Here is an 11,348-nt window from a genome sequence, read left to right as displayed (position 1 = left end):
ATGTACGACATGCCAAGCGAAATCGACGTTCGCGCCGAGGGGGCGCTGCGGATCATCACCCTCAACCGGCCGGATGACCTGAACGCCGTCAACGACAGTCTGCACGTCGGGCTGGCGCGATTGTGGCAGCGGCTGACCGACGACGCGTCGGCGCGGGCCGCGGTCATCACCGGTCGCGGCAAGGCCTTCTCGGCCGGTGGGGATTTCGCGTATCTGGCCGAACTCGCCGAAGACCCCGACCTGCGCGCCAAGACCATCCGCGACGGGCGGGAGATCGTGCTGGGCATGGCCCGGTGCCGGATCCCGGTGATTGCGGCTGTCAATGGGCCGGCCGTGGGGCTGGGTTGCAGTCTGGTCGCGCTGAGCGACATCGTCTACATCGCACCGGACGCGTTTCTCGCCGACCCGCACGTGCAGGTGGGGTTGGTGGCCGCCGACGGCGGACCCTTGACCTGGCCGCTGCACATCAGCTTGCTGCTGGCGAAGGAATATGCGTTGACGGGCACCAGGATTCGTGCTCAGCGGGCGGTCGAACTCGGGTTGGCCAACCATGTGGCCGACGACCCGTTCGCCGCGGCGGTGGAGTGCGCCAAGAAGATCATGGAGTTGCCCCAGCAGGCGGTGGAGAGCACTAAGCGGGTGCTGAACATCCACTTGGAGCGCGCCGTGCTCGCCAGCCTGGACTACGCCCTGTCGGCCGAGCACCAGTCGTTCGTCACCGAGGACTTCCGCTCGATCGTCAGCAAGCTCAACGCCGGCAAGGGCTGACAACGCACAAGCGTGGGGCCACATGCACGGCACGTGACCCCACGCTCAGGGTGCTACTTGGAGGACTGGGCCTTTTGACGGGCCTCGGCCGCGCTGGCGGCCACCCGGGCCGACTCAGCCTGGGCCTCTTTCTTCGCCACGTCGCGCTGCGCCTTCGCCTTGTCCTGCTGGGCGCGGCCTTCGTTGCGAAGACCGTCGTTGCTGATGATGATTCCGACGATTTCCTTCGCCTTACCGATAACGTCCTCAATGACGCCCTTGATGCCTGCCACAGGTCCACTGTCGGCCATGATTGCGCTCCTTTCGTTGGCACGCGGTCCTGATTCGGTTACCCCGTGGGAACGTCCGAACAATCAAACTATGGCGACTGTCACTGTGTCGGCCGTGACCCGCGGTCCCGGGGGCGACAATCCCGTTCGCCGGGGGTAGTTCCTCAGCCCAGCGCCACGAGTTCTTCCACCGAATCCCGCGGCAACGGGTCGGTGGTGACCGCGGTGATCACCGATTCGGTCAATTCGATTGCGCCCCCGTGGTTGTCGAGAAACGCGGTGTCGGCGGCGTCGCGTCCGGTGGCGATCCGCAGCATCGTCTGGCGCGGCGCCAGGCACGTCGCGTCCACCACCTGCCACTGCCCGTCGATCAACGCTTCGGCCACCGCGTGAAAGTCCATCGGGTCGCACCCGGGTGCGTAGACCGCAACCAGCCGGGCGGGCACGTTCACCGCCCGCAGCAGTGCGACCACCAGATGTGCGTAGTCCCGGCACACCCCGGCGCCCGCCAGCAGGGTGTCCGTCGCACCGTCGATCGGATCACTGGACCCCGGAACGTATTTCAGCCGGGTACCCACCCAGGAGGACACCTTCTCCAGCAGTGTCACCGAGTTGGTGTACTGACCGAACTCGGTTGCCGCGAAGCCGAAGAACTTGTCCGCCTCGGCGTAGCGGCTGGGCCGCAGGTAGGTGGAGACGTCGAGGTCCCGCACCGCGATCGGGTCGGCGCGCCCGACCACCGTGGCCTCGTAGTCGACCTGCAGATCACCCGTCCCGACGTCGGCGGTGTGGATACGGGTGCCATGTTCGCCGGGGATCTCGCGCAGCGAAACCGGTTTGCCGTCCAGGTTCACCCGCAGCGACTCGTTGATCTGCAGACCTGGCAGCGCGGCGACCGCGATCTGAAACTCGAGGGCCGTGGGATCGGTGACGGTGACCCGCAGGCTGGCCCCGACCTCACGCTTCATCAACGCGCCCCCCTTTGTACGATCGCGCCGAAACTTCATCGTTTGTAGCCAACCACAGCTCGCGGGTACCCGCATTCGCTGGCGATCAAGCTCAGTCGTGCTGCCCCAGGAAGTCACGCGCTACCGCATCGAAACGCTCAGGCTCCTCCACGAACGGTAGGTGGGCGGTGTGCTCGAAGAACTCGAAACGGGAACCGGGGATGCGCTCGTGCATTTCCTTCATGTGCTCCGGTGAGCACTCGTCTTACCTGCCCGCCAGTAACAGAGTGGGGATGGCGATCTCACCCAACCGGTCGACCACGTCCCAGTCCCGGATGGTGCCGACGATGTGAAAGTCGCTGGGCCCGAACATCGTTTGGAAGATCTCGGCACCCATGTTCGCGAAGGCCCGGTAGAGGTCGTCCGGCCAGGGCAGCGTCCGGCACAGGTAGGTTTCGTTCCAGGTGGTGATCGCGGCCTGGTATTCCGCGGAATCGGTGGTGCCGGCGGCTTCGTGGCGGTCGATCGCATGTTGGGTGGCGGGATCCAACTGGGACTTCAACCGGATGACGTTCTCAGCGAAGACGGGAATGGACGCTGCGCTGTTGGAAATGGTGAGGCTGACGGCACCGGAGGGGACGTCCAGCACATACTGCTGTGCCAGCATGCCGCCCCACGAGTTTCCGAAGAGGTGAAAAGCGTTCAGCCCCAAGGCCCGAACGACGGCGTCCAGCTCGGCGACCGAGCGTTCCATGGTCCACAGGTCGGGGTTGGCGGGGTGCTCGGAGTTTCCGCAGCCGAGCTGATCCCAGAAGATCACTTCCCGTTGGTCGGCGAGGCGCTCCAGTGAGCTGAGGTAGTAGTGCGGCAGGCCGGGGCCGCCGTGCACCACCAGTAGAGGCAGGCCAGCACCGGCCCCCACCCGCTTGAACCACACCCGGCCGCCAGGAACCTCGATCGTGTCCACGGTGCCATTATGGCCGCGCGAGCAGACACAAAATCGCCCGTTGTCGTTCGCAAATTTGCGATTTTGTGTCTGCTCGCGGGTAGAGGGGAGAAAGTGCGAGAATGGGGTTCTCGTTACCAACCCGCCCCGCTGAACGGACCCAACCCTGGACGTCACCGACCTGATCACCAAGGCGCGCAACGGTTCTCCGCGCGCCGCCGGGCGACTGCTCAGCCTCGTCGAGAGTGAGAGCCGGGACGAGGTGCTGACCGCCCTCGGCCCGGCCGCGCCGGTGCGGGTAATCGGAATCACCGGACCCCCGGGCGCAGGTAAATCGACCACGGTCGGCGCCCTCGTCGGCGCCTACCGCAAGCAGGATCAACGGGTCGCCGTCCTGGCCGTGGATCCGTCCTCGCCGTTCAGCGGCGGCGCGCTGCTGGGCGACCGTATCCGAATGACCGCGCACATCAACGACTCCGACGTGCTGATCCGCTCGGTGGCCAGCCGGGGACATCTCGGCGGCCTCGCCGCTGCCGTCCCCGCGGCGATCAGGTTGCTCGGATCCATCGGCTACGACGTCGTCCTGCTGGAGACCGTCGGAGTGGGCCAGTCGGAGATCGAGATCGCCGCCGTCGCCGACCCCACTATCGTGATCCTCAACCCCGGAGCCGGCGACGCGGTGCAGGCCGCCAAGGCGGGTCTGCTGGAAGTCGCCGACATCGTGGCGGTGAACAAGGCCGACCGCGACGGTGCCCAGCAGACCGTGCGCGATCTGCGGGCCGAAACCAGCGCGCCGATCGTCAGCCTCATCGCGGCCCGCGGCGACGGGCTCGAGGATCTGGTCGCCGCCATCGACGCCCATCACCGCTCCGACAACCGCACCCGGCGGCTGGCCCGCGCCCGGGCGCAGATCCTGTCGCTGGCGCAAACCCGGCTACGGACCCGCACCGACCTGGATCTGCTCGCCGAATCGGTCGTCGACGGACACGGCGATCCCTACGCCGCAGCCGAACTACTGCTGGCGCCCCGGCAGGACTGACCTCCGTGCCTTCCGCTCGGAAAGGTCCCTACACCGCCGACGCACCGCTGGCGATCAAGCGGCGGCGCGTGGGGTTAGCGCCGACAGCCCGCACATATTGACGGCGCAACTCGTCTGTGGCTGATTTCCAGGACCACCGCTCGGCTTCCTGGCGCGCAGACCGGCTCATCGCCTGGCGCAGCGCGGCATTGCTCAACAGCCGTTTGCTTTGCGCGACCAAGTCACCGGGACGGCCGGGTTCGTACAGGAAACCTGTGACGCCGTCCTGGACGACGTCAGGAATACCGCCCCGGTTGGCCGCGATCACGGGGCAGCCTGCCGCCATGGCCTCCAGCAGCACCAGGCCGAGGGTCTCGGTGCAGGAGGTCAGCACAAACGCGTCGGCACTGGCGTAGGCCGCCGCCAGCTGTTCACCGCTCAGGTACCCCAGAAACGTGGTCGCGGTTCCGGCGAAATGCCTTTCGAGTTGTCTTCGGTGCGGGCCGTCGCCAACCAGCGCCAACCGGGCGTCGGGCAACGCATCGAGCACGAGACGCATTTGTTCGATCTCCTTCTCCACGGCCAGACGGCCGACGTAGAGAAGAAGTGCGCCATTGTCGCTATGGGTTCCCAGCAGCCGATTGCGCCATTCCGACGAGGCGCGGTGAGGATGGAAGAGTTCGGTGTCCACAGCGCGTGGCCATTGGGTGACGCGCTGGACACCACTGCTGCGGAGGTCTGCGCCCAGTGGTGTCGAGGTGCACAGTGTGAGTGCTGCCTGGTTGTGAGCTGCTCTGACGAGTTTCCAACTGGCCCGTTTCACCGGCGCGGGCCACCGATAAAAATCGGCATACTTCAGCAGGTCGACATGGTAGCTGGCGACCAGCGGAATCTTTTTGCGCTTGGCGAACCAGATGCCCCCCACGCCCAGCAGCCCGAATGCGTTGACCACGTGGATCACATCCGGCTGAAATCGGTTCAAGGCCGCGGAAACGGTGCGCGTGGGCAGCGCCAATTTCACCTCGGGGTACGACGGTAATCGGACGGATGGCAAACCTACGATCTCCGCCCCGTGGTAGGTGGACGGCGCATCATCGGGGCAGAAGATCTGCACGTCATCCCCGGCGTCAATCAGGGCCCGCACCGTCATGGTGAGACGGGTGACGATGCCGTCGACCTTCGGCACAAAATTATCTGTGAATATCGAAATACGCATCAAGTGAACCTCACGTCGGGTAGGCAAAAACCACCGATATCGGCGGTAAATGCCGCGGCGGGGATGCATTGCACGGACATGCGCTGCTCTATATCTCCGATGTGAGTGCGCCCAAGGGGGCTGTCAATGCGGGTTCGGCGACCTCCCCGCTGACATTTGCCGGGCCGACCCAGGCGCTTGTACATGGCACCCGAGCGGGGTCGCACCGATAGGCGAAGCGCTTGGCAACGTCGACAAGTTCAGTCATCAAGCCGTCGCTCAGGGTTGTCGGCTTCAACCCGAGGTCCAGCAGGTGCCGGTTCTCGACCTGCAGGTCGTTCTCGACCGCTTCCTTGCGCGGGTTGGGCAGATAACTGATCTCCGCACCGGTCAACTCAGCCACCTTCACCGCCAGGTCCCTGATCCGGTGGACTTCGGTCATCTGATTGAAGATGTTCACCCGGTCTTGATTGTGCGGCGGATTCTCGAGCGCCAACTGTACGCAGCGCACCGAATCACTGATATGAATGAATGCGCGGGTCTGTCCTCCGGTGCCGTGCACCGTCAATGGGTAGCCGATAGCTGCCTGCATCAGAAAGCGGTTGAGGACCGTTCCATAGTCGCCGTCGTAATCGAAACGATTGATCAGCTTCGGGTGGCGCTTCGTCTGTACCGTATTCGTGCCCCAGACAATTCCTTGATGCAGGTCGGTGATCCGAATACGATCATTCTTGTTGTAGAAATAGAAAAGCAACTGATCAAGCGACTTGGTCATGTGATAGACGCTTCCCGGGTCAGCGGGGTAAAGGATTTCCCGCCGGGACGGACCGTGACCACCGCCGGCTATCTCGACCTCTAGGTAACCTTCGGGGATCGAGCCGTTCTGCAGACCGCCGTACCCGTACACGCCCATGGTGCCGAAGTGCACAACGTGGATATCGAGTCCCGTCTCCACGATTGCGCAGAGCAGGTTATGCGTGCCGTTGACGTTGTTGTGCACTGTATAGCGTTTGGTCGCAGGGTTTTTCATCGAGTACGGAGCGGCACGCTGTTCGGCGCAGTGCACCACCGAATCCGGACGTTCCCGCTCGAGTAGGTCCCTTAACCGCTCGTACTCTGTCGCGATGTCGAGTTGGACGAACCTGATGGGATTTCCGCCGGTCCGTGCCCATGCCTCCAAGCGTTCGAAGATGTTGGCAATCGGCGACAGCGACTTGACGCCCAAATCGATATCTGTCTTGCGGCGCACAAGACTGTCTACGATGACGACGTCATGGCCGGCGTCGGACAAATTGAGGGCGCATGGCCATCCGCAGAAGCCGTCGCCACCCAAGACGATTATTTTAATGATTGAACTCCTTTGCTGATGTGTTGGTAGCTGAGGCGGGGATTCCCACGTTCAGCCGTACTTTTTTCCCGCCCCGTATCAGTTGGCTGTGATCGGCGCCTCGATGAGACAAAAAAGCGGTAACGCGTGCTGCACGAAATCCGCGTCCGGCCTGCTGACTTCTTGTGCCTTGTTCGTGGGCCTTGATCGTCGAGATTGTGACCGTCGGGGCGGCGGTTGGGTGCCGTGGTGGCATGCGAACAACGGCAGGGCGTGTATCCCGGAACGGCTTTGCAGCAGACCACTGATGACGGCGGCTGCGCCCGGCTTGGGTGGTTCAACAGAGCTGGTAACGGTTCCCGGCGTGCAGCGCTTGTCAGCGGGGCCGGAAACGCCACCGGAGAGCCCGCGGCTCCCGCGAGAGAGTTGGTATGCCAAGGCGTTTGATGTATTCCGGAGCCATTTGCCTGCGCGTTCTCCAGGCCACCAGCTGGCCCGTCCTATGATTGCCACCAGAGCCGGCACCGTCGCAGTACGTACGAGAAAAGTATCGAGGAGGATTCCCATACCGATGGTGAAACCTGCCTGAACTACCGTGCCGATGCTCGCTGCCATCAGTCCGAACATCGAAGCGGCGAATATCATCCCGGCTGATGTGATCACGCCGCCAGTGGCGCCCACTGTTCGGACAACTCCCAGGCGGACGCCGTCGGACGATTCTTCCCGAATTCGGGATATCAGGAGCATGTTGTAGTCCGCGCCCACCGCGACCAAGCAGACAAAAGACAACCCCGGCAAACTCCAATGCATCTGCTGATCCAGCAGCAATTGAAAGACGATGACGCTCAGTCCCAGGGCTGATAGGTAGGAAATCAAGACCGACGTGATCAGGTAGAGCGGCGCGACGATTGCCCTCAGTAGTGCAGCCAGAACGAGAAATACGATGACGACGGTGGAGATGACAATGAACTCCATGTCGCTGCGGTAGTAGTCATGGATGTCTTTGAGGCCGGCTGTGATGCCCGTCAGTCCGATCGATGCGTCCACCAACTCGGTATTGCGCTGAGCCGAACGCGCGGCCGAGGTGATCCTCGAGATCTGATCCATCGCGGACGTAGTGAAGGGGTTGAGCGCGCTCTGAATGAAGTAGCGCACCGAATGGCCGTCGTCCGAGATGAAAATTCCCGCGCCGCTGAAATTCTCCCCGCGACTCATGAACTGCGGCGGAACATAGAAGCCGTTCATCGACCTGGTGTGCGCGTCGCGTTTGATGCTCAACAGGAATGAGGAAGCTTCGTTCAGTCCCGTCCCGAGCTGTTTGGTCCGATCGACCAACTGCTGAACTCCCTCGGCCACCGCCGCGCTGCCCTGCGCGAGAGTGTCGGCTCCGAGCGTCATTTGCGCCACCCGGCCCCGCAGGCCATCCATGGTTCTCAATAAGGTGTGGGCCATACCGAGTTGCTGCTCGAATTGCTTCATCGTCTGGGAGACGGTGTTGGGATCGGGATTCTCTCGAAAGCTCGCCGCCAGTGCCGCGACCGATGCGAGGGTGCCATCTTTGTCGGCCTGAACGAGCGACGCCAATTCCGTGCGCGAGCGGACGCATCCGGGATCGGCACTACAGACGGGGCTGGACGTCAGGGCGGGAACCATGGGATCCGCCCACCTGGCAATTTGCTGAGCGCTCGCCACTGTGGTGCTCAAATTGCTGCTCAGTGCCGCCATTCGGCCGACGATCTGTCCGGCGTTCACCAGCTGTTGGCGTGTCTGGTTCGTAGTGAGAAAAGCCTTCAAGTCCTCAACTGCGGTGATGAGCCGGTCCGCCCCGGATGCGGCGCCGATCAGCTGCTCGCGCACGTGGGCAAGCGCACCGGCCAGCTGGTGACTACTTCCGGCAAGCGTGTCGAGGTCTCCGGCGCGGTTCCCGATCGTGGTCGATACGTCGCTGAGTCTGCTGCCCACTTCGCCGGTTTGAAACGACGCTTTCATTTGTTCGACCGTTTCGCCGGTAGGCCGTGTGAGGCCTCTTACCACGGCGACGTCGGGCAGCTCGCTGATCCTGCGGGCCATCTCTTCGAGGTCAGCCAGCGCAGCCGGGGTGCGTAAGTCGCGCGGCGATTGAACGAGGAGAACGGCCGGCGTCATCGTATTCATGGGAAAGTGGTGGTTGATCTGCTCGTACCCGACCACGCTGCCCACATCGCGGGGCAGGAATCTGACGTCGTCGAAGCTCAGGTGGATGAGGCTTGCAGATCCGGCCAGGACAACCAGAACCACCAGGCTGCCGGCGAGGTAGGTGACGGGTCGCCGCGCGATCGCCGTGCCCGACCGGCGCCAGAACCTGCTCGCCAATTCACGCCGCGGATGAATCCAGCCTCGCCGACCCGCCAGCACCAGCAATGCAGGCAGCAGAGTCACCGCCGCCAGCAGTGACACCGCGATCGCGATCGCGGTCGCCGGTCCAACGGCGGAAAAGACTTTCAGTCGGGTGAACACCATCGCCAGAAAAGTGATGGCGACCGTGGCGGCGGAAGCGACGATCACCTTGCCGATGGACAACAATGCTCGCTCGACCGCTTGGTCCGAATCGACGCCCTGCCGGACGTAGTCGTGATACCGGCTGATGAGGAAAACCGCGTAGTCCGTCCCGGCGCCGATCATCACCGCACTGATAAAGGCCACCACCTGCATATTCAGCGCCAAACCGTGGTCGGACAGAGCCGACAGCGTCCCCTGCGCGAACAGCACTGAAGCGCCGATCGTGACCACCGGCAGCAGCATCGTCACGAGGTTGCGATAAATGGTGAAAAGTATTGCGAGAACACACAATACGGTGCCGATTTCGATTACTCGGGAATCATCTTCGCCCAGCTGCTGGAAGTCGGATATGGTTGCCACCGGCCCGCTGAGGCTAGCGCTCAGGGTGGTTCCCGCGACCGAGCTTCTCACGATTTCGGCTATATGCCGGTAAGCCTGCTGTGTTTCCGCGGTGGGCCCCTCGCCGGGGAAACTGATCGGTAGGTTCCATGCCTTCTTGTCGGTGCTCTCTAATATCTGGCGGAGCGCCGGCACGGTCAGGAAGTCCTGCACCAGAACTTTGTCCTGAGTGTCTTGCCGCAAATTCTTGATGAGACCGCGATAGACGTTCTCATCGCTAGGGCTGAGGCCCCGCTCATCGGTCAAGACCACCAGCAGGAGCGATCCGCCTTCTATTTCATGGAATGCTCGCCCCATCTGCTTGCTGAGTGCTACCGAGGGCGCGTCATTCGGCAACGGCGCTTCTTGGTGCTTCACGGCCTGTAAATGTAATGAGGGCAGCGTTCCGAATAATATTGCCGTTGTCACCAGCCAAAGCCCGATGATTAATGCGGGTCTCCGGATGACAAATTTGCCAATCTGATCAAAAAGTCCACCTGGCTTCGCTTGTTCGTGCGAAACGGGACGGCCAGGCATCGCGTTATCCTACGACCCTAATGTGAGGCCCGTGAAGAGGGCGATCACGTCAATTGCGGGCAATTATTGCGTCTTTTGAAGGCGTGTAGTCGCAATTGTTACCGTGATGCAGGAACCGATACATTGCACTCTTCATTGCGACATTTTTGTTTTAACCGGAATGCGGGACGAACGCGGTTCGCCACCCGGACATGTGCGATTGACGGTTGCGGCCGACGGTGACGGACCACCGATCAAAGTGGTTGGTAGTTCGCGTGTTTGTCAGGTTCGGCAAGCCAGAGCTTGGCGCCAGTCACAGCGATGAACACAGGATGCGGCGGCGGCGAGCGTCACAAGTGTCCGGCTCCGACCGGGAATCGGCGATACGGGTTCACGTCACGCGAGGCAACTGTGGCATAAATGTGACAGTCTAGTCTCGCAATTACCGGATTTGAAGCGGCGGTGGAGATTTCTCTTCTCTTGGGAAAGTTGCGGATTTAATATCGGAGATCTGCGGGGCTGGAGGCCTTCCGGGCTGAAAGGGGGCCCGATCGCGGAATATTGGAATATGGCGCTGTACTGAAAGTGAATTTTTTAGGTAATTTGCGGTGTGGTAGTTTCTGATTTCTGGTCGAATTTGAGAAATGATCCGAAGGAAAGAACGGAGTTGAGTCCATGAGCGACAGGCGCAAGGCCCGGATGCTTGTCACACGCGTCGCCGGTTTGGCGGTACTGACGACGATTACGGCGTCGGGTATCGGCCCACTATCGTGTGCGTCGAATCTGCCACCGCAAATTAATGGATCCTCGATCGAAGTATCGGGTCATCAGCTACCGCCTGGTCGTTGAGATCCGTGTGGCCGCCACCTGATCGGACATGATCGATCAGGCAGTTTCATCCAGAACGATGGCGATGGCTTCGTCGAGGGACAGCAATCTGCCTTCGTTGGTTGCGGTCCGGTATTCGCTAGGTGAGAGCTGCTCACGTATTTGGTGTTCACATGCTTCGTGGAATTGACCTACATTCGCCGAGACCGCGCTATCGGCGCCGACGGACCGGCTGATAGTGGCAGCTGCGGCCGTCAGGACCGCGGCACGCCATGCTTCCTTCCGGGCCGCGGCGATCCAGGATGCCGCTTCCACGAAAGTGGCGCAAGAGACGGTGTCATTCATCATCCTGGACAGTTGCAAACCTTCCCGGACCGCCTGCTCGGCGGATTCGAGTTGGCCCAGGACCATGCGGCTGAGCGCCAGGGCTGCCCAAAGGTACGTCCGGAGGATGATGTCGTGGCCGTGGGCTTCGGACAGGGCAAGGCCGTGCTCGGCGTGCGCGACCGCGGTCTGCGCGTCACCATTGGCCGCGGCCGCCCAGGTCATCACGAGCAGGGCGAAGATCCGCACCCAATACTCCCCGGTGCTGGTGAACGACTCCTGGGCCAGCGATTG

7 protein-coding genes and 2 pseudogenes are annotated in these 11,348 nt (G+C 62.4%); 2 read left to right on the top strand and 7 right to left on the bottom strand.

Annotation, left to right across the window (positions count from 1 at the left end):
• Positions 1–768, top strand: coding sequence for an enoyl-CoA hydratase/isomerase family protein (locus tag QXH22_RS29310; protein ID WP_306277755.1), 768 nt, complete (start codon positions 1–3; stop codon positions 766–768).
• Between the two features lie 53 nt (positions 769–821).
• Here QXH22_RS29310 and QXH22_RS29305 read toward each other — a convergent pair whose 3' ends face one another.
• From QXH22_RS29305 to QXH22_RS29295, 3 genes and pseudogenes are all read right to left on the bottom strand, one after another.
• Positions 822–1,058, bottom strand: a complete 237-nt coding sequence (locus QXH22_RS29305) for a CsbD family protein (RefSeq protein ID WP_306247897.1) — start codon at positions 1,056–1,058, stop codon at positions 822–824.
• Positions 1,059–1,201: 143 nt separating this feature from the next.
• Complete coding sequence (locus QXH22_RS29300) at positions 1,202–2,005, bottom strand: transglutaminase family protein (RefSeq protein WP_306247900.1); 804 nt, start codon at positions 2,003–2,005, stop codon at positions 1,202–1,204.
• Between the two features lie 91 nt (positions 2,006–2,096).
• Positions 2,097–2,951, bottom strand: a pseudogene (locus tag QXH22_RS29295) (proline iminopeptidase-family hydrolase).
• A 145-nt stretch (positions 2,952–3,096) separates the two neighbouring features.
• Here QXH22_RS29295 and QXH22_RS29290 point away from each other — a divergent pair.
• Positions 3,097–3,969 (top strand): ArgK/MeaB family GTPase, encoded by an 873-nt coding sequence (locus QXH22_RS29290; protein ID WP_306277852.1) that lies wholly within the window; start codon positions 3,097–3,099, stop codon positions 3,967–3,969.
• Positions 3,970–3,997: 28 nt separating this feature from the next.
• On the opposite strand, the gene QXH22_RS29285 is transcribed toward QXH22_RS29290, so the two are convergent.
• The 4 genes and pseudogenes from QXH22_RS29285 to QXH22_RS29270 form a co-directional block, all read right to left on the bottom strand.
• Positions 3,998–5,164 carry a glycosyltransferase gene (locus tag QXH22_RS29285; protein ID WP_306277754.1) on the bottom strand — a complete coding sequence of 389 codons (1,167 nt, stop codon included), beginning with the start codon at positions 5,162–5,164 and terminating at the stop codon, positions 3,998–4,000.
• An 88-nt stretch (positions 5,165–5,252) separates the two neighbouring features.
• Positions 5,253–6,491 (bottom strand): NAD-dependent epimerase/dehydratase family protein, encoded by a 1,239-nt coding sequence (locus tag QXH22_RS29280; RefSeq protein WP_306248029.1) that lies wholly within the window; start codon positions 6,489–6,491, stop codon positions 5,253–5,255.
• Between the two features lie 78 nt (positions 6,492–6,569).
• Positions 6,570–9,923, bottom strand: coding sequence for an RND family transporter (locus QXH22_RS29275; protein ID WP_306277753.1), 3,354 nt, complete (start codon positions 9,921–9,923; stop codon positions 6,570–6,572).
• A gap of 864 nt (positions 9,924–10,787) precedes the next feature.
• A pseudogene (locus QXH22_RS29270) lies at positions 10,788–11,348 on the bottom strand (hypothetical protein); the annotation flags it as partial.

Origin of the sequence: Mycobacterium sp. TY814 (assembly GCF_030755175.1) — a bacterium.
Lineage (GTDB): Bacteria > Actinomycetota > Actinomycetes > Mycobacteriales > Mycobacteriaceae > Mycobacterium.
This window is presented reverse-complemented; position numbering and strand designations above follow the sequence as displayed.

What these genes read in the sequence shown, in the direction of transcription:
- QXH22_RS29310 (WP_306277755.1), top strand. Translation starts at nt 1, where the DNA reads ATGTACGACATGCCAAGCGAAATCGACGTTCGCGCCGAGGGGGCGCTG.
- QXH22_RS29305 (WP_306247897.1), bottom strand. Translation starts at nt 1,058, where the DNA reads ATGGCCGACAGTGGACCTGTGGCAGGCATCAAGGGCGTCATTGAGGAC.
- QXH22_RS29300 (WP_306247900.1), bottom strand. Translation starts at nt 2,005, where the DNA reads ATGAAGCGTGAGGTCGGGGCCAGCCTGCGGGTCACCGTCACCGATCCC.
- QXH22_RS29285 (WP_306277754.1), bottom strand. Translation starts at nt 5,164, where the DNA reads ATGCGTATTTCGATATTCACAGATAATTTTGTGCCGAAGGTCGACGGC.
- QXH22_RS29275 (WP_306277753.1), bottom strand. Translation starts at nt 9,923, where the DNA reads ATGCCTGGCCGTCCCGTTTCGCACGAACAAGCGAAGCCAGGTGGACTT.